General features: G+C 34.1%; 16 protein-coding genes and 2 pseudogenes. 5 read left to right on the top strand and 13 right to left on the bottom strand.

All coding sequences use genetic code 11. The annotated features are described in order from the left end of the window. Positions 1 to 11: 11 nt before the first annotated feature. Together JFU54_RS14670 and JFU54_RS14665 are read right to left on the bottom strand one after the other, a co-directional pair. Positions 12 to 1,048 (bottom strand): annotated as a pseudogene (locus JFU54_RS14670) (DUF4003 domain-containing protein). A gap of 283 nt (positions 1,049 to 1,331) precedes the next feature. After that, positions 1,332 to 1,787 carry a DinB family protein gene (locus JFU54_RS14665; protein WP_088039895.1) on the bottom strand — a complete coding sequence of 152 codons (456 nt, stop codon included), beginning with the start codon at positions 1,785 to 1,787 and terminating at the stop codon, positions 1,332 to 1,334. A 215-nt stretch (positions 1,788 to 2,002) separates the two neighbouring features. On the opposite strand from JFU54_RS14665, the gene JFU54_RS14660 reads away from it, so the two are divergent. Continuing rightward, positions 2,003 to 2,491, top strand: coding sequence for a DinB family protein (locus JFU54_RS14660; RefSeq protein WP_201064968.1), 489 nt, complete (start codon positions 2,003 to 2,005; stop codon positions 2,489 to 2,491). Positions 2,492 to 2,706: 215 nt separating this feature from the next. Here the strand turns inward: JFU54_RS14660 and JFU54_RS14655 are convergent, their stop codons facing one another. After that, positions 2,707 to 3,468 carry a CPBP family intramembrane glutamic endopeptidase gene (locus JFU54_RS14655; RefSeq protein ID WP_201064966.1) on the bottom strand — a complete coding sequence of 254 codons (762 nt, stop codon included), beginning with the start codon at positions 3,466 to 3,468 and terminating at the stop codon, positions 2,707 to 2,709. Between the two features lie 572 nt (positions 3,469 to 4,040). On the opposite strand from JFU54_RS14655, the gene JFU54_RS14650 reads away from it, so the two are divergent. Beyond that, entirely contained in the window at positions 4,041 to 4,574 is a 534-nt protein-coding gene (locus JFU54_RS14650) for a GNAT family N-acetyltransferase (protein WP_201064964.1), read from the top strand. 87 nt (positions 4,575 to 4,661) lie between these two features. On the opposite strand, the gene JFU54_RS14645 is transcribed toward JFU54_RS14650, so the two are convergent. Continuing rightward, the gene (locus tag JFU54_RS14645; RefSeq protein WP_201064962.1) at positions 4,662 to 5,555 is read right to left on the bottom strand and encodes a LysR family transcriptional regulator; all 894 of its coding nucleotides are present in this window, start codon (positions 5,553 to 5,555) and stop codon (positions 4,662 to 4,664) included. 123 nt (positions 5,556 to 5,678) lie between these two features. On the opposite strand from JFU54_RS14645, the gene JFU54_RS14640 reads away from it, so the two are divergent. Next, positions 5,679 to 6,644, top strand: coding sequence for a quinone oxidoreductase family protein (locus JFU54_RS14640; RefSeq protein WP_201064959.1), 966 nt, complete (start codon positions 5,679 to 5,681; stop codon positions 6,642 to 6,644). A gap of 66 nt (positions 6,645 to 6,710) precedes the next feature. Here the strand turns inward: JFU54_RS14640 and JFU54_RS14635 are convergent, their stop codons facing one another. From JFU54_RS14635 to amyS, 4 genes are all read right to left on the bottom strand, one after another. Next, positions 6,711 to 7,421, bottom strand: coding sequence for a histidine phosphatase family protein (locus tag JFU54_RS14635; RefSeq protein ID WP_002066534.1), 711 nt, complete (start codon positions 7,419 to 7,421; stop codon positions 6,711 to 6,713). A gap of 160 nt (positions 7,422 to 7,581) precedes the next feature. Next, the gene (locus JFU54_RS14630; RefSeq protein WP_002014199.1) at positions 7,582 to 8,106 is read right to left on the bottom strand and encodes a GNAT family N-acetyltransferase; all 525 of its coding nucleotides are present in this window, start codon (positions 8,104 to 8,106) and stop codon (positions 7,582 to 7,584) included. A 6-nt stretch (positions 8,107 to 8,112) separates the two neighbouring features. Next, positions 8,113 to 10,014: an endonuclease MutS2 gene (locus JFU54_RS14625; protein WP_002014197.1), complete on the bottom strand. Its 1,902-nt coding sequence runs from the start codon at positions 10,012 to 10,014 to the stop codon at positions 8,113 to 8,115. A 533-nt stretch (positions 10,015 to 10,547) separates the two neighbouring features. After that, positions 10,548 to 12,089, bottom strand: coding sequence for an alpha-amylase (gene amyS, locus JFU54_RS14620; RefSeq protein WP_201064956.1), 1,542 nt, complete (start codon positions 12,087 to 12,089; stop codon positions 10,548 to 10,550). Positions 12,090 to 12,306: 217 nt separating this feature from the next. On the opposite strand from amyS, the pseudogene JFU54_RS14615 reads away from it, so the two are divergent. Both JFU54_RS14615 and pepF read left to right on the top strand, forming a co-directional pair. Then, positions 12,307 to 13,097 (top strand): annotated as a pseudogene (locus JFU54_RS14615) (arylamine N-acetyltransferase family protein). A gap of 118 nt (positions 13,098 to 13,215) precedes the next feature. After that, positions 13,216 to 15,003 carry an oligoendopeptidase F gene (pepF, locus tag JFU54_RS14610; RefSeq protein ID WP_201064953.1) on the top strand — a complete coding sequence of 596 codons (1,788 nt, stop codon included), beginning with the start codon at positions 13,216 to 13,218 and terminating at the stop codon, positions 15,001 to 15,003. Positions 15,004 to 15,054: 51 nt separating this feature from the next. Here pepF and JFU54_RS14605 read toward each other — a convergent pair whose 3' ends face one another. The 5 genes from JFU54_RS14605 to JFU54_RS14585 all read right to left on the bottom strand — a co-directional run bounded on the left by JFU54_RS14605 (position 15,055) and on the right by JFU54_RS14585 (position 21,027). Next, a complete protein-coding gene (locus JFU54_RS14605) occupies positions 15,055 to 16,101 on the bottom strand; it encodes an agmatine deiminase family protein (protein WP_201064942.1) in 1,047 nt (348 codons plus the stop codon). A 96-nt stretch (positions 16,102 to 16,197) separates the two neighbouring features. Next, complete coding sequence (locus JFU54_RS14600) at positions 16,198 to 17,940, bottom strand: amidohydrolase (protein WP_078185502.1); 1,743 nt, start codon at positions 17,938 to 17,940, stop codon at positions 16,198 to 16,200. Positions 17,941 to 18,021: 81 nt separating this feature from the next. Then, positions 18,022 to 18,843: a MerR family transcriptional regulator gene (locus JFU54_RS14595; protein WP_201064940.1), complete on the bottom strand. Its 822-nt coding sequence runs from the start codon at positions 18,841 to 18,843 to the stop codon at positions 18,022 to 18,024. 44 nt (positions 18,844 to 18,887) lie between these two features. After that, entirely contained in the window at positions 18,888 to 19,865 is a 978-nt protein-coding gene (locus JFU54_RS14590; RefSeq protein WP_063218608.1) for an agmatine deiminase family protein, read from the bottom strand. A 229-nt stretch (positions 19,866 to 20,094) separates the two neighbouring features. Then, positions 20,095 to 21,027 (bottom strand): bestrophin family protein, encoded by a 933-nt coding sequence (locus tag JFU54_RS14585; RefSeq protein WP_002087673.1) that lies wholly within the window; start codon positions 21,025 to 21,027, stop codon positions 20,095 to 20,097. Positions 21,028 to 21,061: the final 34 nt, after the last annotated feature.

The following is a 21,061-nucleotide window of genomic DNA, read 5'->3' as shown; positions in this document are numbered from 1 at the left end:
GCAGTTGCACATTATGAACTAGTACTAGCAGAAGAGGTTGCTGCAGATGAAGCGGCAATCGTTGCCATCATAGCTGCCTGTTGTGCTTGTATGAGGACTTCTATCATAGTTTGTAAACCTGTGTTGGTAGCTTTACTCTCCTCACCTTTCTGACTTACAAACAGTTGAATAGCAATAAGAATATTCGTATCTGTATGCCAACGGAATAATTTCTCCCCCTGCAATTTTTCAATCAACGCTTTAATAGAATGAATCTCTTTTTCTCCATCCTCAAGTAACGCTAGTAGCCCGATAGCTGGATAATGCATCTGTTTCACTTTTACCTTTTCTTGTTTTAACAACTTCCATATGTTTGTGCATTTTGCAACTAACATTTCTTCACGGACATCCTTCTTTAGTGAGAGGATATGACTTAAAAACTGAAGATCATTCCCTTTACGCAAACCAGCTTTCGCTAGTTTCTGATAAAGACGTTCTACTCGGTCCATAAGTGTTTCTACATTCTCTGATTGTCCTGCTAGTAAAACCGCGAGTGGATAATCATTTGTACCTGTAAGAAAAAGATGATCCTCTTTCATCCGTTTATATACTTGCATCGAACGCTGAATGTGCGTGCCATGCTGTTCATTTTCTTCTGTTAAAAGCACAGCTGCTGCGAGATAAGTAAATATACTCCGGCTAAAGCCACCAGCGACCAATTGTTCATATAAATCTAAAAACCTCTGAAAAGCTTCCTTGTAATCTGTAAAGTGAATATCTAATGTTGCGGACACCACAAAGCGATGATAAGACTTTAAGTATGAAAACATCCCTACCTGATTCTTAATATAACTACTAATTTCTAAAAAACGTCCGAGATCAAACAGTTTATCACTACCTGCATACATAGCAGCAATCATCATACCTGTTCGAGAATCACTCGTTTTCCATTTTAGTTCTCCCTTTAACTGTGCATATGTATGTGTGTATTGCTCCAACTTTTGTTCCAATGTAATCATAGTATTCCCCCATTTTCTAGTTCCTCTCTTTTATTATACGTATATTCCATATTTAGGAATACCCTATTTCATACAGATTTTGCAACCTTATACTTTCTTCTGTATTATTTTCAATATTTTTCTATTAAGTAATACAAAAAAAATAATAACTACCATAAAATTTAGGATGTTTCTTTATCCTAATTGGTTGGTTGGTTTTCTTTCCTTCTTCATCAGCATCACGATGATTAGCGTTCATAATCCTTAATCCTTCAAGAAGTTCAACAACAAAAAAGGATAGATAATAAATTATCTACCCTTTTTTGTCTATATATTATTTAACTTTACCCAAAACTAAAGAGCCTTAATAATACGTTCCATCGCCTTCATTTGCCCAATATGGTCTGCTTCATGATAAAGCATCATACCGTATAGCTCTCCTACTGTTTCCAATCCTAGGAATGGCTCTGGAAGTTTATTTTCAAATGCTTCTGCTGGAATTTCTTGAATGCGCTTCGCTTGTTCTTTTAATTGAGCCGTTAACACTTCTAATGATGGCCCTTCTGTTTTCCATTTAGATGGTCTTGAACCATATCCAAACATACCTGGATATTCAGTTGGTAATTGTTTGAATTCTTTTCCAAACATGAAAACTTCTGCCGCCGTTAACACGTGACCGATATGCCAGCGAATTGTATTGTTAAAGCCCTCCGGCTGCGTATCCGCAGTTTTGTCATCTAACGTTTCCATAAATTGAAGTAATGCCCCACGCGTTATTTCAAATTGTTTTAAACCAATTATTCTATTCATTTTATCGTCTCCTTTTTTATGTACAATTTATTATGAACTAAGGATGTTAAACTTATTAAAGTTTCACCTTGTTTAATCTATCAGAAACAATTAAGAAAAACATCTAATATGCTTAACGCACTTCGAAAATATGTTTTTTTAAAAGGTACACCCCCGTAAATATAGAATTACTTACAGCGCAAATATTTTAGTAAACAAAAGAGGAGTGTAATTACATGGTAGATGTTTTAAAACAACAATATAATCTTATTAGTTCTACAAGGGAAAATCTATTTACATTTTTGGAAGAAATTCCACAAGAAAAATTGCACAGTACGGTTCCTAATTTCGGAAGCGGTAGCATTATGAAGACGCATATTCATGTAGCCGATTGCTATCGATACTGGCTTGGATCATTCGCATTTAAACAAAAACGAGCAGAATTTTCATTTGCTAGCGATTATGAAATTGAGCATGCAGATGTCGCGAAAGTCCGTGCTAGATTTAAGTTAGTAGATGAGACTGTACAACGTTTTTTAGATGAATACAATGACCGGTGGCTCGAAAATATAGCAAATGAAGTGAAATGGCAAAAAGAACCTTGGAGCACAACTCCGCTATGGCTTTTAACTCATGCGGAAACACATGAATTTCATCATAAAGGCCAAATTGTATCAATGACTCGTCACCTTGGATATACTCCTCCTGACACAGACCTTAGTTAATTCAATTGTTCTAACAAATGAATTACTATAACTGTCGTTAGCATTGTTTATGTATACGGAAAGGCTCTTCATTCTTTTTGATGTTGTTTATAGTTTTGCAAATTTTTTTACGGCACAAACTTTTATTATATTTTAATTATGTTTGTGTCGTGTTCTTATTAATTAGTTTCATATCCATAAAAAATATATTAATATGTTTCCTTTTATTATTTCAGTTACCTAATCAATAAGAGGTTCTTTCTTTTTATTATGACTTTATACACGATAAATACGAAAATTCCGAAAATAAAAGTTGGAAATGCTGGTAACACTTTATCATTTGGCACGTACACACTCCAAAAAGAATTAAGAAGCGCATGAAAAATTAGACACATAAAAATACTTTTAGTTGCGTTAAAAATTGTAGTTAATAAGAAAGATACGGCAATTGTCGTAATTATAAAGGCTATAAAATCCCTTTGAGTTTGATTCGTGCCTGGAATAAACCATAACGGCCAGTGCCAAATAGCCCATATAACACTCACAATAACCGTACTAAAAAATGCCGATTTTTTTTTCTGAAGGGCAGGTTGTAAAAATCCTCTCCATCCAATTTCTTCAAGACCACCACCAACGATCATTGTTGGAAAACTAAGTAATGCCACGTATAATGGTTTTTGCATCGTTGCTCCACCAAATATCGTTGGAAGATAACAGCTAATAAAAGCTAGAACAACGATTAGAACATACCATACAAAGTGATGCCTAGGATTAACAATATTTTTAATAAACACTCTGAACTCTTCTTTTGATCCATATTTTTTCTTTAAACTAATTGCAACGATTGCCGGCATGATTCCCCCGAAAACAAATAATATCATCGCTAGCGGTGTACCAAATGTCGTAATGTTTAATTTTATTAAGCTAATTAATAGCCCCCATAGTACCCATGTAAATATAAAAGTTCGTATTACATATCGTTTAATCTCATTCCCCATTTACTTGCCTCCTTTATTTTAATTAGAGCATAAATTTAGAGATATGAAAATCACTTATGCTAAATTATTCCAAAACATTAAAGGAACCTCCCTACTCTATCAGGCTTTTCTGGATAGGCCGACTCCTACCTACTTTGCTTCGATCAAGGTTCGAAGTTGGAGTCTCACTATCCGTTAATACGGGATAAACAAACAAAAGAAGGAGCATGTTTTGAGAACCAATCAAAACATGCTCTTGTAAAGTGACAATAACGTTATTTAATTCTTGTTTAACTACGGTGCAAATTAGTGGGAAAGGCTTATTTTCCACTAAAAATATTTATAAAAAATTCATGTTCATTTAAAAGTGGAATGAAAAGCAATAATAATAGTATTATCAAAAAACTTGTTGATACATTTTGTTGTGTATAAAACTTTTATTATTTGTTTTAGGTATACCATACCATTATAAAATTCATGTAACATCAAAGTAAGATACATACTTTTCAAACAATACACAAAATAAAACTCTTCTTCAATGTATATCAAAAATATTTATATACTCTATCACCAACCTTAAGGAGAAATTTATAATGAGATTAGAGAGTGAAAGAATTTATTTAAGGCCCCTTTGCGAGCTAGATGCGCCCATTATATTAGAAAGTACAATGGATGAAGAAATAAGATATATGACTGGAACCAAGCCTACTTTTTCATTGGAGCAAATTAAAGCACATATAGATAATATAAATAATGATTCAAATCGCTATGATTTCGCTATTTGTTTAAACAGCACTGACGAAATGATTGGAGAGTTATCGATTTTTGATATCGATGAGGAGAACCAAAGAGCTGGATTCAGAATATCTATGCTTTCTATTTCATTAACAGGGAAAGGCTACGGAACTGAAGCTATGAAAATAGTTTTAAGATTTGTTTTTGAACAACTCACATTCAATCGTTTACAGTTAGAAGTATTTAGCCATAATTTACGTGGAATTAGAGCTTATGAAAAGGTTGGGTTTGTAAAAGAAGGAACCTTACGTCAATCCTTATTTTATAATTATACGTACTCGGATGAAATTATTATGGCAATACTTAAAAATGATTATAAAAATATGCTATAAAGAACCGATACTTGTTTCATCCAAGTATCGGTTCTCTCTATACAAAAGTGCCATTTTTTCTTACATATAAAACAAATATTTCTCCACTTAATTCATTGCAAAAGACTCCCTCGTTACCTCAATAAATTGCTGTAACGGCGATGTCATCCATTTATCTTTATGCCAAGCGATTTGCGTATAGATCGGAGTGATTGTATTCTTTAAGACTAATTCCTTTATCGTTCCCTCTCGTATATCTTTTTCTACTACTATTGCTGGCAAAACTGCTATACCTAAATCTGCAATAACGCATTGTTTAATTGCCTCGACACTAACAAATTCAATCTTATTTGCTGGGTATACATCTTCCGCACGGAATAACTCTTCAAATAAAGTCCGATACGAGCAACCTAGTTCTGTTAGTAAAAGTGTTTCACTCTCTAAATCTTTTGTAGAAACGGAAGGTTGTTCAAGTAAACGATGCCCTGGCGCCGCTACTACTTTTAATTCTTCTTTCATAAGTGGCTCCACATGTAAAATATCCTCTGTTTTACATTCGTCCAAAATAAATACAAGATCTACTTTCCCCTCCATCAATTGTTCCTTCGCATCTTTATTTGAATGTGCAGGTTTAAATATAAGCTTTATTTGGGGAAATTGTGCTTTAAACCTTTTTAATATGGCAGGAAGCCTGTATGTACATTGACTTTCTTGTGCACCAATTATTAACGTACCTGCCATTTCCTCATCATCTTTCACAGCCATTTTCGCTTCGTTACTAAGCGCAATCATCTTATCAGCATATAGTTGAAACTTCTTTCCTGCTTCAGTTAAGAAAAGACGTTTTCCTAACCTCTCAAATAATGGCGTACCGAGCTCAGCCTCCAAAGTTTTAATTTGCGCTGTCACGCTCGACTGAGCGAAGTTTAATTTCTTCGCAGTTTGTGTAAAATTCAAACTTTCTGCTGCTGCTTTAAATGTAATTAATTGTTTTATCTCCATTTATCATCCCTCTTTTCAATCGGTATTTCCGATTGATTTTATCGAAATAATCCTCTTTGTCTATTGATATTTGTATTGTATGATAAAGAACATCGACAAACAATATAAATGGAGGTATTCCATATGAAAGCACTTTGTTTCGAAACATTTGGAGACGCTAATGTACTACAATATAAAGAAATACCTGATCCAATCATAAATCCAAATGAAATTCTTATTCGCATGCAAGCAATCGGTTTAAATTTCGCTGATATTTATAGACGCCGCGGCGATTATCATCTCGCTGGCAACCCACCTTATATATTAGGTTATGAAGGGGCTGGTATTGTTGAAAAAGTAGGAGCTGACGTTACGAATATCCATCCTGGAGACCGCATTGCATTTGCTGACGTTCCATTCTCAAATGCAGAATTAGTTGCCGTTCCATCTGAAAAAGCAATTACACTTCCAGATTCTATTTCTTTTGAAACAGCCGCTTCTGTCTTATTACAAGGATTAACAGCACATTATTTAACGAAAGATAGCTATCAAATAAAACAGGGTGATATAGCTTTAGTACATGCCGCAGCTGGTGGTGTTGGTCAACTTCTCATCCAAATGATTAAACTACAGGGCGGAAAAGTAATCGGCCTCACGTCATCAAATGAAAAAGCAAAGATAGCCACGTTAGCTGGTGCTGATCACGTATTTTTATATACTGAAGCATGGCATACAAAGGTAGTCGAAATAACAAACGGTGATGGAGTAAATGTTGTATATGAATCAGTAGGTTCTACATTAGAGGAAAGTTTTAACGCAACTAAAACTGGTGGTACTGTCGTATTTTATGGAATGGCCGGTGGTAATCCTGCACCAGTTGATCCACGTATGCTTATGGATACTTCAAAAACTTTAACTGGCGGAGACCTTTGGAACGTGCTTACTACTTCTGAAGAACGCAAGCAGCGCTCTACTCAATTATTTGATTGGATCGCTACTGGAAAATTAAACATTGCGAGCCCTACTACATTCTCTTTACAAGATGGTGCTCTTGCACATGAATTATTAGAAAGCCGAAAAAGCACAGGGAAGATTTTATTAATCCCATAATTCACAAAATAAAGAAGGAAGCTAGATTTTACTAACTTCCTTTTCTTATATCTATTTGAGATAGGATTATATTTCCACACTTTCTGTTCCTTTTGCAACATAACTCATATCTCCAACCGACTCGACGACATATTCCCCGTCTTTATATAAAATTTTCGTTACACTTGCATTCTCCACTCCAAGCTTTGTTTTACTACGATCTATCATTTCTATTAATGCAGTTATCAAAAGCCCATGAACGACAACTAAAACGTTGCCGCCTCCATTTGTAGCAGCTTCTTCACTAATTTTATCAATCTCTGCTTTTATACGAGTAGAAAATAATTCCCAATCTTCCGCCTGTTTCGTAGGATCTGCTGCTCTAATAAGATCAATAACTTCTTGAATAGAAAACTTCATAAGTTCTTCTGGTGATGCAACGCCTGCAGCTTTTCCAACCACATCCCACATATTTTCAAGTTTTTCACCTTCAAAAATACCGAAATTTAATTCTCGCAAATCTTTTCTTTTCTCAAGTTTCAATTTTGATTGCTCACTATATTTTAATACTAAATTAGCAGTTTCAATCGCGCGGCCGCTATCACTACTGTACGCATTCGTAAAATGAATATCTTTTAATCCCGTTCCTAAATTTGTGGCTACTTCCACACCTTTTTCTACTAATGGAGAGTCTGCCCAACCTTGCGCGCGATGGTTCGTATTTAATATTGTTTTACCGTGTCTTGTAACATATAACGTAACTACATTCTCATTGCTATCTGTTTCTCGATTCTTCATTCTATTCTCTCCCTTTACATTTCTATATCAATTTTACCACTTCAATTATTCATTGAGCAAAATATACGTAAGTGCATTTGCTTAATAAGAAAAGCTATCTTTCTGTATATCCCTACAAAAAGATAGCATCTTTTATGATTACATTTCTTAACCGATACTCCTACTCAGCAAAAGCACTCGAATATTGTACAATTCCTTCTACACCTTCAAGAGCATTTTCTGTTAATTCCATTACCATAAACACTTCTTCAGGCACTTCAAATGGTGCTTTTATATTCCACTCACTTGCTTTTTTAAATCCGAATTTCGGATAGTACTCTGGATGCCCTAATACTACAACTGACCCGTATCCTAATTCTTTCGCTTTTTCTAAAGCAGCCGTGATAAGCTTTCCACCAATTCCTTTCTTCTGATGGCTTGGTGCTACTGAAACTGGTGCAAGTGCTAATGATTCTACAGAAGTTGCACCTTGTTCTATCTTTATTTTTGATAACAGAATGTGCCCAACAATTTCTTCATCTACCGCAACGATTGATAATTCGGGAATAAACGCGTCACATTTTCTAATACGACTCACAAGTTCATGTTCTGTTTTATCACTGAATTCTTCATTTAAAAATGCTGCTTTTACAACTTCTTCAGTTTTACTATAATCATTTTGTTGTTCTTGTCTAATCGTTACCATTCTATATTATCCTCTATTCTTCCTTATTTCTTTTTGGATTTTACGAAGCGCTTTTTTCGATCCGCGCTCTATATCATGCTGCATTTTTCTTTCTGTATAATCGGCAAATAGTGTATTTAAATCGTATCCTTCCGGGTATAATTCCTTCGCTGCTACTTCTAAGTTCATACGTTTTATATTCACTTCAATAAATTCACCGTTATAATATACAACGACATTATAGAAATTATCTTTTTCCTTATATACAATTCCGAAATCATCATGATCTAACAAATTCACACGGTCGCCAATTTTATATTCATAGTCATTTCCTCTTTTTTCTTGTACGAATTTCGGTTTTCTAATTTTACTTTCATTCACTTTTTCTATAGCGTATTCTTTATTTCCCATATACTCTTTCGCTCTTTGCAGTACATGTTCTTTTACGTTCATTTTATTCGCAATCCAAAGTGCATTACTTTCGCCTGATTTACCGATAACTAATTTATAAAGTGGCTCTAGTGTTTCACTATTAAATTGCATTGCCGCGTTCATAAAATCACCATGCATTTCTGAAAAGCGCTTAATTTCACCGTAATGCGTACTCGCAATTGTAATACATCCCGCAAGGTAAAATTCTTCTAAAATAGATATCGCAAGCGCCGCACCTTCATTCGGTTCTGTACCGCTTCCTATTTCGTCAAATAGTAGTAACGTATTATTATTTGACATCCTCATAATTTCAGACAGATTTTTCATATGAGATGAAAATGTGCTTAGTGCGTTTTCAATACTTTGATTATCACCAATATCTACAAACACATTTTCAAAAATAGCAATTTCCGTTTCTTTATCTCCAGCGATGTGCAGGCCTGACATTGTCGCTAATGTTAACAATCCGATTGTTTTTAGCACAATTGTTTTCCCGCCCGCATTTGGTCCTGTAATAATTAAACTTCGGTAGTTTTGACCGATTTCAAAGTTTAATGGTACTACTTTCCCACTTAAAAGCGGATGCTTACAATTCACTAAATGAATGTAGCCATGATCATTTAATTTCGGCTCTATTCCATCGATTGATTTACTAAACTTCGCTTTCGCAAATACCATATCATATTGGCTAATCAATTCCATGTTAATTTTTATATGATAAATGTTTTCTAATACCATTCCTGATAATGTCGCTAAAATTTGATACTCTTCCATCGCTTCTTCTGCTTTCAAACTTGCTAGTTCCGCATTTAACTTTGTAACCGTATGTGGTTCTATAAATACAGTAGAACCTTTTGCAGATGCTTCAACAATACTTCCCGCAACTTGATTTTTATAAGAAGATTTAATTGGAATCGTATACCTATCGTCCTTCTTACTAATAAAGAATTCCTGAATATATTTCTTATTTGCACTACTATTTAAAAACTTCGTTAAACGTTCTTTTATTTTTCCATCTACAGAATCAATGTTATTTCGAATTCGTTTTAACTCTTTACTAGCCGCTGCATCAATGCTATTTCCTTTAATTGAAAAGTTAATTTCCTCTTCAATACTTTTAAATTCAGTCATTGAATTTGCATACGAAGATAATACTGGCGCAAAGAATTCTTTATCTAACATAAATTTTTTAATCTTTCTACATCCACGTAAAAAGTCTGAAACACTCACTAACTCTGCTGGATCTAAAATCATCCCTTTTTCTAATTTTTGAATTGTACTAGCAATATTAGAAATTCCGAAGAAAGGAACGTGCCCTTCTGCATCTACTATAGCTCGTGCTTCTGTCGTTTCATTTAAGCGATTTCTCACTACTTTTATACTCGTACTCGGCTCTAATTTATTTAATAATTCCTTACCTAATCCACTTACACAATAAGATTTCACTATTTCCATTAATTCGTTATACTGTAACTTTTCAAAAGTCATCGTATTCATTTTGTTTCTCCTCACTATGATTGATTTCTATCATCAATGAAGATACCTACTCATTAGATTCCAATGAATTCTACATTATTCAATCACCATTTTTATACATTAAAAACATATACAAAAAAGCTGCGGGGATACCGCAGCTTTTACATTTACAAGGCAAGTGTAATAACATATGAGGAAATAAGCCATAAAAAAACAGATGGCAATCCCCTTATTACACGCTTTATAAAGTATTGTAGGTATCTTCATAGGTTTCGAAATAAATCCATGACAAAATTAGGGGTATGATGTACATAAAAATCCCCTGGTCTTATCCGATTTATTTCATTAAATTTTTCCTATTTAGTACCTACCGCACTCACAAAAAGCACCTCTCATTAATTTATATTTTATGTTCATTGAAATCTAATTTATTGAAATCATCATACTATATGTTTTATAAGAAGTAAAGGTGTCATACTTTAATAACTATGCAGAATGTAAAAAAGAAGAAGAAAACTTATATTTCAGTCTACCTCTTCTTTTTCATCACCAATTTACTGTTGAACATATATGGAAACTGAGCCTCCACTTACATGGAACTGCCCCCATCCGTCCTTATTAATTGTTATAGTATTTGTTTGATTACCCGTAATATCGTACCATACTTCCCCAGCGTTATTCTTTCCAACATCCATCCACTTTGATCCTCCTGGTCCGTCCGAGAGTAATGTCGCTAAACCAGAATTAGCATGTACACCATCACCTTCTCTTGTCCAGCCAATCACATCTGGATGGTCTAAATAATCACGCTGCGTACCATATGCAAAGTTTTTTCGTGCCGTCAAAATCGGATCAATTTTATCTTTTAACGCTGGAATTTCATAACTACTCTTTCCGCTTGTCCCATAGTAATCACCATAAAAAACTGAAGGATAGCCCTCTGCACGTGTTAAAATAAATGCATATGCCAACGGTTTAAACCACGGACTTACTACAGATTCCAATGACTGTCCAGGTTGAGAATCATGATTCTCAACGAGAGTAACTGCGAGTGCAGGGTGATTTTGCATTACTGTTCCATTTAAAATAGTTCTCATATCATAATTCCCATTTCCTTTTGAAGCATAATGAAAATTGTAATGAAGCGGTGCATCAAATACAGATTGATTATAATTGACTTTCGCTAAATAATTGTTTAAAGCCTGAACATCATTTTGCCAATATTCAGCTACTGTAAACATTTCTTTCCCCGTTTGCTGTCTGGCATGATTTACCCAATCGCGTAAATATTCATGATCAATATGTTTAACAGCGTCCAAACGAAAGCCATCTAAATTTAATTCATTCGCATACCATGTTCCCCAATTTTTCATCTCATTCGCAACATCAGGATGATCAAAATCAAGATCTGCATACATCAAATAATCATAATTTCCATTTTCGCTAGACACTTCCCAATCCCACGCTTTATCTACACCCCTAAATTTATAAATTCGATTTAATTTCCTTCCTTCATCCCAATCCGTTCCGTCAAAATGATACCATTTCCATTTGAAATTAGAATAAGCATCTCCGCGACCTGGAAAATTAAACCCCGTCCATGCACTAATTTGATAATCACCTGATACTTCAATATTTCGATTGTTACGGTCTACCTCAACAGCTGTTACGGTTTCAGTATAATCAGCCCCACCTTTATGATTCATAACTACATCACCGTATACGTCGATGTTTTGCTTATGTAATGCGTCAATTGCAGATTTCAACTGTGCTTTCGTCCCATATTTCGTCCGCACCGTTCCTTTTTGATTGAACTCCCCTAAATCATATAAATCATAGGCCCCATACCCTACATCATTTTGCGAAGTCCCTTTATATGCAGGTGGTATCCATACAGATGTGATTCCTTTATGAGCTAAACTTTCAGCATCGGAACGCAAACGATTCCAATGATTCCCATCATTCGGAGCGTACCACTCAAAATACTGCATTAATGTTCCATTGTTCACTGTTGCTGCTTCTGCCTTATTTCCCTCATATATATTAGGAAAAAGCAAAATAAACAATAAACAGACTACCGTAATCCTTTTCAACATATTTACACCATCCCCTTCAAGAAAACGTTTGCATAATTCGTTAAAGTTATTATAATATTCGTTCTACAGTTAGTAAAGTAACAATCTTTTAATCTCTCACATTATTTTTCAAAATATGAATTCAACTATTCCACAAGTACCCCCACATAGTTTAAATTTCACATCTTATTCAAGATTGTTTACAATTTACCTATAAAATCATAACGGAGGGATTTTCATGACAAACTTTCAAAAACAATTTTTCGCAAGATTAAATATAGAAGAAAAACACAAAGTTTCATTTGAAGATTTACCTAACATTATGTATGCAATGGCACAAACTGTCCCTTTTGAAAACTTAAATATTCTCGAAAACAACTTTAAAGAAATATCAAAAAAAATCTAAAAGAAAAAATTTTAATAAACAACCGTGGCGGCCTTTGTTATGAATTGAATCCGGCTATGTATTACTTCCTTAAAGACTCTAAATTCGATGTCCATCTCGTTTCAGGAACAGTTTATAACGCTGCAAATTCTATATGGGCTGTAGATTCAGGGCATATCGCAACTGTTTTACAACATCATAATAAACTTTACTTAATTGAAGTAGGTTTCGGATCATATTTACCCCTTTCCCCTGTTCCTTTCTCAGGTGAGATCGTTCATTCTGTAACAGGCGACTATCGTATTCGTAAAGAAACGACTGAAAAAGGTAATTATATTTTAGAAATGCGTAAAAGCAATGAGTTTCTAGATCAATCTTCTACTGATGATTGGACAGTAGGTTATGCATTTTACTTGGAAGAAGTGGATGAAACGAAAGCAAATGCAGCACAAAAAATTATTGTTGAACATGAAGGTTCACCATTTAACAAAGTACCTCTTGTTGTAAAACTTACTCATGACGGGCACGCATCATTAACAAAAGATAGCCTTACAGTAACGAAAAATAGAAATAAAACAAAAGAAACAATTACAAAAGAGCAATATACAAACCTCCTTCATTCAACGTTCGGCATTACATTATAACTTTTAAAGCCTCGCCATTCTCGGCAAGGCTTTTCATTTTCCAGCAGGGATTTTTTGCAATTTGTTGTATTTCATAGTTATATAGGAATATAACTACATATTTAGAAAGGAAATGATTATGACTGAACTTAAAGATCGACTACAAGTAGCTGATAAAGAAAAATGGGATTTAACGGATATTTATCATACAATTGAAGATTGGGAAAGCGATTTTCATAAAATTGAAGTATTAACGAATGAATTACACAAGTTTAATGGAAATATTCACGATGGCAATAGTTTATTAGCTTATTTAACAAAGAGTGAAGAAATATCTAGCATAATATCTTTAATGTTCGCTTATGCACGATTACAATCTGATCTTGATACACGCGATACTGACGCTCAATCCCTTGTCGATAAAGTATCACAATTACACGTGAAAGTAAGTGCGGCTAAATCTTTCTTTTCCCCATTCTTACTTAGTGTAGATGAAAACACATTACATTCTTACATAGAAGAAACAGAAGGCTTACACTATTATAAAGAAGACTTATTTGAGCTATACCGTTATAAAAAACACGTTTTGAATAAAGACCAAGAAGAGATTTTATCACAAATGGGTGAAGCACTCTCCTCCCCGCAGCATACATTTAGCATGTTAAATAATGCAGATATAATTTTTGGTGAAGTGACTACTGATGATGGGGAAAAAGTAAACTTAACACGTGGAATGTATTCAAAGCTAATAGAAGATGAGAATCGTGAGAAACGTGAAGAAGCCTATAAAGCTTATTACAAACCATACGTTCAATTAAAGAATTCTATCGCTTCTACTTTGTCCGCAGCTATTAAAAACAATGTTACTGTCTCAAAGCTACGAAAATATCCATCAGCTTTAGAAAAATCATTATTTGGCGACATGGTTCCGAAAGAAGTATATGAAAATTTAATTGAGACAACGAAAAAAAACATTCAATCATTACATACGTATAATGAACTTAGAAAAGAAAAATTAAATGTAGATGAACTACGACAATACGACTTGAGTGTTGATTTAGTAAAAGGTGTAAAACAAGACATTCCATACGACGAAGCGTTTGATATAATGATCGCGTCACTAGCTCCTTTAGGTAAAGAATATATCGAAACATTAAAAAACTTTAAAGATAAACGCTATATAGACGTGAGAGAAACACCAGGAAAACGTTCTGGCGCTTATAACTTTGGTGTATACGGTGTTCATCCTTTCATTCTTTTAAATCATCATGATGATTTAAATAGCCTTTTCACTCTTACTCATGAATGTGGACACGGCATGCATACACATTACTCACACGGATACCAGCCAAGAATTTCTGCACACTATACTATCTTTGTTGCAGAAGTCGCTTCTACAGTAAATGAAGTGCTATTAATTCATTATTTATTAAAAGAAGCAAAAGAAACGAACGTACGTAATCATTTAATTAACTACTTTATCGATAGCTTTAAAGGTACTTTCTTTACACAAATCATGTTTGCAGAATTTGAAAAAATCACACATGAAATGGCCGAACAAGGTAAACCATTAAATGCCCAAGTCTTTAGCGAAGTTTATGAAAACTTATTTAGAGAGTATAATGGCGACTCTCTCGTATTTGACGAAGAAGTAAAATACGGCTGGGCTAGAATACCGCATTTCTATCGTCCATTTTACGTGTACAAATATGCAACTGGATTCGCTTCTGCAATCCAAATTGCTGATAAGTTATTGAGCGGCGATCCAAATGCTCAGAAAAACTATATTGAATTCCTTAAAGGCGGAAGTTCTGACTATCCATTAAACTTACTGAAAAAAGCTGGCGTTGATTTAACTACACCAGAACCGATTGAAAGTGCATTAAATCGATTCACCCAACTTGTTGAAGAGTTTTCAGCATTATAGAAAAAAGCATGCAGATTATAGAATCTGCATGCTTTTTTCATTTCGGTTACTTTATGCTAAATGTTGCTGTGTCACACAGTGAATCATACCACCATACGCAAACAGTTCATTTACATAAACACCGACAATTCTTCTTCCTGGAAACTGCCCTTCAATGATTTGAAGTCCTAACTTATCATGTTCATCACCATATATAGGAACTAATACAACTTCATTTCCAATATAAAAGTTCAAATACGAGCCCTTACAGTCTGCTTCTTTTACAACACTTCTTGTTACCGGTACTGGTATGAGCTGAAATGGCTTTCCATCTATAGTTCTTGCTTGTCGCAATTCTTGATAATGCCTTTCGTACGCCTCCAAAAGGTAGGATTCACTCTCCCCAAAAGGATCATATTCATAAAGAATTGTATTTTCATTTACAAAACGCGCTGCCCCATCAATATGGTAATCTGTATCTTCATCATAATTATCCTCTCCGCGAATACCAGTTATCCATATAAAATTCGTTACTCCCAAATACTTCGTTAACTCTATTTCAATCTCTTCCTGATTTAGTGTAGGATTTCGATTTTCATTTATAATAGAAGTTTTTGCCGCCATTAAGGTGCCATTTCCATTTATCTCTATTCCTCCACCTTCTATACAGACACTAGATTTAACTTTTGGAATGCTATACATTCCACTTATTTTTTCCGGAATAACAGCATCATTTTCATACGGATATTTATCCCCCCAACCATTAAATACCCAGTGTGTTAAACAGAGATTGCCTTCCTTATCTTTTACAAAGATCGGTCCATTATCTCTTATCCAAACATCATCCGTTTCTTCAATTAAAAAATCAATTTTATCCATATCTACATTCGCTTCAGTTAACTTCGATTGTACATGTACTTTTTCTTCCTCATCAAATACAACAATATGCACATTCTCTCCGTAATGAAGCTCCTTTGCCATCGTTGCCCAAATATCATCTAGCTTAGATCTGTAACCTTCGCCTCTATGAGCCTTATCATGAGGCCATTGGAGCCATGTCCCCTCATGATTTTCCCACTCAGCAGGCATATAAAACAAACTATTTTCTATATTTCTCATACGTGTTCACCCCTTCTTCGAATGTAAGTTCAGTCTAAACTTTGACATCATGTTAAGGTCAACAGAAATATATTAACTACTTCATAAACCGATTCTTTATTTTCCCTTGTGATACACTACTTCTCCTTGTAAAACCGTCACTAAAACTTTCGCATTCGGAATCTTATCGGCACTCATTTTAGTAATATCTTCATTTAGTAATACCATATCGGCTGATTTACCTACTTCAATTGAACCAGTAATATTATCAAGACCTAATGCTTTGGCGGGCTTAATTGTATATGCATCAATAGCTGCGTATACATCAGACAAGCCCTTTTCATCAATACTTAGTGCATTCGAAATCGTCACAAGTGGATTTAGTTCATTTACATCCCAATCACTACTAAGTGATACGTTTGCTCCTGTTTTCCAAATGCGTCCTAACGGCATAATTCGTTTCATCTGTTGATTTGTAAAATACGCACTTGCCCAGCTTTGTTTAGGATCTTCTGCAAAATCATGACCTACTTGGAAATCAGCGCTAATACCTAACTTAGCAAAACGATTTATATCACTATCTTCTACCATTTCCACATGTGTAAGCGTATAAGGTTGATTCGCCCCTTCTTTTTTCGCTGCTTCAATTGCATTTAAACTTTCTCTTACTCCGCCATCTCCAATTGTGTGGATGAGTGCACCGTAACCAATTTTATTGAGTTCACTCAACCACCACTTCATTTTTTCTTCTGGAATATAGTTCAAACCGTACGGTGTTCCTTTAAACCACTCAAATTTATATTTTTCTAGTATTTTAGCTGTGCTGTTAATGCTAATTCCATCACTATACATCTTCACTTGATTAATAAGCATTCTAGATGATACATCATCACGCTTAATTTTTTTGAAATACTCCATTTGCTCTGCTTCATTTAAGTTCGGATATACCCACGGACGAAGTACTACTCGCGACGTTAACTTTTTCTCATCATTAACTTTATTCCAAACATCTAACCAGCCTCGTTTCCAATAAAGACGTCCATCGCCGACTGTAGTAATACCATTCTTCGCAACCTCATCTAAACCGTCTAACAAACCTTCATAATTTTTTTCAAAGAGATTGGGCTGGGAATTCCATGCTTTTTCCATCACGATATCCCCTGCTGTATCATACAGAAGCCCGAAAGGTTCTCCTGTTTCTGGATCCCGGATGATTCTTCCGCCTTGCGGATCTTTCGTCTCTTTATTTATTCCTGCTGATTCCAATGCCTTTGAGTTAACCCATACAGAATGAGAAGTTCTTTCCATAATTAATACAGGGTTATTAGGAAATAACTCATCAAGAACTTGTAATGGCGTTTGTTGTTCTGATTTTTCGTCCATATCTTTTAACAGCTCTTCCAAACTAAATCCTGTTCCGCTTATCCATTCGCCATCTTTCACATCTTTTTTACAAGCCTTTAAATACGAGCGTTGTTCTTGCAGCGCAGCATCCGGTGAAACACTACAATTCCCTGCTGCTGGTGATTTCGCCTCAAATATATGATTGTGATTGTCCACAAAACCAGGAAGAATAAAACGCCCTTGTAAATCCACCACTTTCGTATCTTCATTTATAAATCCTTCTACATCTTTGTTTGAACCAACAAATGTAATTTTCCCTTCTTTAACGGCTACAGCCTCTACAATGTCTTGCTTGTCATTTGAAGTATAGATTGTACCATTTTTAAACACTACATTTTTTGGCAACTGATTTGGTAGAACGAAGCTACCATTCTCACCTTCTCCTACTCCAGGAGTACACGCTGAAACCCATGTCATACTTAGAATCAGACAAATAATCATGATTGTTCTTTTCATATTCTTTCTCCTTTTTATTATGATGAATTACTTACATAAATAGAATAAGGATTGACATAATGTTAATGTCAATCCTTATTCTCAGTCTATTTTCATAACTAAAAAACAAATTTGTGTCACATACTCCTCTACTAAACAATCACATTCAGGTCCCTTTATGTAGACCTCATATGGTGAACCATCTATTACATAACCATTTCTTTCAATCCATTTTTCTAACGCAATATAAGCGTAGCCTATATAGTCATAACTTCCATAATGCATAGTAGTAACGATTTGATGTGGATTTAATTTTTTTATTTCATATTCTTGTACTACATCTTTATTGTTCCCATGCATGACCGGAATCCTTAATTCAACATCACTTTCATTTGGAATATACTCTTCATCATAAAAGACCGTAGAGGGCGAACCAACCATTTGTAAGTTATGCTTTTGTACTTTTTCATATAAGTCATAAAAATAATCATCCATATCATCTATATTTATTTGCAGTCTTTGAGCAATTACTGTTATTTCATTTCTCATTCCAATAAATATATCGTAATTTCTATGACAAGCAGTATTTAAAGCATGATTCATATTTACCATTTCATTCATTTCTGAAATAACCTGTAAATTTTGTTTCACCTCATGAGACAACTCTATAATTTGTGATTGCATATGTTTAATAAATGAATCTTGATCTGATGATTGAAGAATTATTTTAATTTTCGGTAAAGGGAACTTGTACTCCCTTAGCTTTTTAATTTTCAACGCTATTTCAAGCTGTCCTTGCTCATAATATCTATATCCATTTACCGGATTCACATATGCTGGTTTCAATATTTCCTCTTTATCATAATGCCTTAACATTCGTGTACTCATTTTACAAATCCGTGAAAATTCAGTAATTGTATACATATAAATACCCCTTGAACACATTTTCTTATATATAAGCTTATTTATTAAAACCAATCAAATATTTTTCTGATTGAAGAACCTTCATTCTGATCGTTCAGCCTTTTCATTTTTGAAGGTAACAAATGACTAGGACAATACCACGTTAAACAATTCATGGCGCCTCCCATTGTCGATATTTCTCCTACATGACTTTGAATAACTTGTTTCTCAGTATGCTGTTGAATATATCGTAAAACTTCCTCATCTTTAGCTAATCCAAACTTAGGAACGTAAAGCGTATCACATGTTTCTAACATATTTATATATAAACCTTTTGCTGACGCTATCTCTTCATCGTATTGACCCTTCTCTGTATATGACGAAGGAACAACTATAAATTCAGCCTCTGGCATTTGCTCTTGAATAATCTCTTGAACCTTATATCTAAATTCATGATCCCCTAAAAAATCACTAATAAACATTGTATGTTCATCAATAAATTTAACCATCCCGTCTGCGTGTGCAAGTACATCTCCCTCTTCAGCAGGAATAATAATAACCCGACTCACATCTAAATCCCATTCCAGTTGCTCTATAATTTCTTCTTCCGTCCAATCATAATTATCATCAAATATGCGTTCCGTTAATATAACGGTATCTTTTTTATTCCAAATAAGATTTCCACCGTCTAATATCAATGGAGATGTCACATATTCAAAGTCGTTCTTTTTCAACCATTTATTAAATTGTTGATCTAAATATCGTCCTTGATCTTTCGGTAAGTAATTTGGTTGATATTTGAATTTAACTAGATGATTTGTTACAACTGGCGCAACATCTCTTAGCCAAATATCATCATACTCAAAAAAGTTTGTATGAAAGTTTTGCTCTTCAACAGATAAAGATATAAGTTGATCGGTAAATGCTTTATTTTCATTTAAGTATTCATTAAAATAAATAATGTCTTCATAAAATGGTCGATAATATTCATTCGATTCATCTGGTATTGCAGTAAAAATAATGCCACTATGTTTTTGTTCCATATTACTTACCTCGCTTTTTAATAATGATTGAATAACTGTTTTCAATAAGCCAACTATTCCCCAATTCATTTCTCTTTTCATTACAATTTTTGAAACGTGCACATCTCATGAATGGATTATAGCACGGAGAAATATTATATATTTATATAAAAAATATAAAGACGTCGTTAAGCCATAAACTGACTCTTGACAAGATTTTTAAATTTTAATCGCCGTACACAATGACGGATTAGATGATTTTTTTATCAAGATTCAAATCCATTACTTCTAACAGGGCGTTTTGATTATATAAATTCACTAAATGTGTTTCTACCCCTATGCAAATCCCTTCTAGCGGAAGATCGTTTGGATCCTGACCAAATGGATCCTCAATTTCAACCCCTATTGCTTCAATCCCTATAAATGCAAAACTTATGAACGTAGTTGCAAGTACTGTAAACCATCCAAGACTATCAACAAGACCAATCGATAAAGTCCCGCAAAATATGAGCAGTAAAATTTTAATATGAGCAAAATATGCAAAAGGAATAGGCGTTGTTTTGATCCGATCACATCCACCCACAGCCGTAAGCAGAGTATTCAAATCAGCTTCCATATTAATTATTGCATTTGGGTGAATTTGACCCGTTTTCAAACCTTTTGATAGTATAGTTTTTAACATAAAAACTATACTAATCGGTAAATGAATAGACTCAGCCAACATTTCTTTTTCCTTCTCAGAACAAATATCAAACAATGCTTTTATTTCGGATAAATCTTTTTCATCTCTCAAATGTCCTTTCGCTATCTTTGGAAAAGCAATTAACAAATGTAAAAATTTTAATTTTTCCTGATCCGTCTTTTTCCCTTCAGACTCCCAATAACACAAAAAACTAACTGCCAAATTTCTAGTACAAGCACCAACCGTGCCAAATAACTTTCTACCTTCCCAATACCTATCATAGGCAGTGTTAGTACGAAAAACTAACAGTAGCCCTAAAGCTCCTCCAACAATTACCCAAGGAGTTTGATTAATTTTTATTTCTACATAATAATAATTAATCACAGTTACTATCGTTGAAATACATATATATAATAAAATTTGCGGGAAAATATCTCTTATAACTGTTCCCTTTAATGTAAATATTTGATGTAAACTATTTTGATTATTGTAATGAACCATATTTACAAAAACCTCTTTCCTTATTAACCTTTTA

The organism is Bacillus sp. TH19, assembly GCF_016651075.1.
GTDB classification, from domain to species: Bacteria; Bacillota; Bacilli; order Bacillales; family Bacillaceae_G; genus Bacillus_A; species Bacillus_A mycoides.
This window is presented reverse-complemented; position numbering and strand designations above follow the sequence as displayed.

Excerpts from the sequence above, each read along its gene's own strand:
- JFU54_RS14665 (WP_088039895.1), bottom strand. The coding sequence starts at position 1,787 with ATGAATAGAATAATTGGTTTAAAACAATTTGAAATAACGCGTGGGGCA.
- JFU54_RS14660 (WP_201064968.1), top strand. The coding sequence starts at position 2,003 with ATGGTAGATGTTTTAAAACAACAATATAATCTTATTAGTTCTACAAGG.
- JFU54_RS14655 (WP_201064966.1), bottom strand. The coding sequence starts at position 3,468 with ATGGGGAATGAGATTAAACGATATGTAATACGAACTTTTATATTTACA.
- JFU54_RS14650 (WP_201064964.1), top strand. The coding sequence starts at position 4,041 with ATGAGATTAGAGAGTGAAAGAATTTATTTAAGGCCCCTTTGCGAGCTA.
- JFU54_RS14645 (WP_201064962.1), bottom strand. The coding sequence starts at position 5,555 with ATGGAGATAAAACAATTAATTACATTTAAAGCAGCAGCAGAAAGTTTG.
- JFU54_RS14640 (WP_201064959.1), top strand. The coding sequence starts at position 5,679 with ATGAAAGCACTTTGTTTCGAAACATTTGGAGACGCTAATGTACTACAA.
- JFU54_RS14635 (WP_002066534.1), bottom strand. The coding sequence starts at position 7,421 with ATGAAGAATCGAGAAACAGATAGCAATGAGAATGTAGTTACGTTATAT.
- JFU54_RS14630 (WP_002014199.1), bottom strand. The coding sequence starts at position 8,106 with ATGGTAACGATTAGACAAGAACAACAAAATGATTATAGTAAAACTGAA.
- JFU54_RS14625 (WP_002014197.1), bottom strand. The coding sequence starts at position 10,014 with ATGAATACGATGACTTTTGAAAAGTTACAGTATAACGAATTAATGGAA.
- amyS (WP_201064956.1), bottom strand. The coding sequence starts at position 12,089 with ATGTTGAAAAGGATTACGGTAGTCTGTTTATTGTTTATTTTGCTTTTT.
- pepF (WP_201064953.1), top strand. The coding sequence starts at position 13,216 with ATGACTGAACTTAAAGATCGACTACAAGTAGCTGATAAAGAAAAATGG.
- JFU54_RS14605 (WP_201064942.1), bottom strand. The coding sequence starts at position 16,101 with ATGAGAAATATAGAAAATAGTTTGTTTTATATGCCTGCTGAGTGGGAA.
- JFU54_RS14600 (WP_078185502.1), bottom strand. The coding sequence starts at position 17,940 with ATGAAAAGAACAATCATGATTATTTGTCTGATTCTAAGTATGACATGG.
- JFU54_RS14595 (WP_201064940.1), bottom strand. The coding sequence starts at position 18,843 with ATGTATACAATTACTGAATTTTCACGGATTTGTAAAATGAGTACACGA.
- JFU54_RS14590 (WP_063218608.1), bottom strand. The coding sequence starts at position 19,865 with ATGGAACAAAAACATAGTGGCATTATTTTTACTGCAATACCAGATGAA.
- JFU54_RS14585 (WP_002087673.1), bottom strand. The coding sequence starts at position 21,027 with ATGGTTCATTACAATAATCAAAATAGTTTACATCAAATATTTACATTA.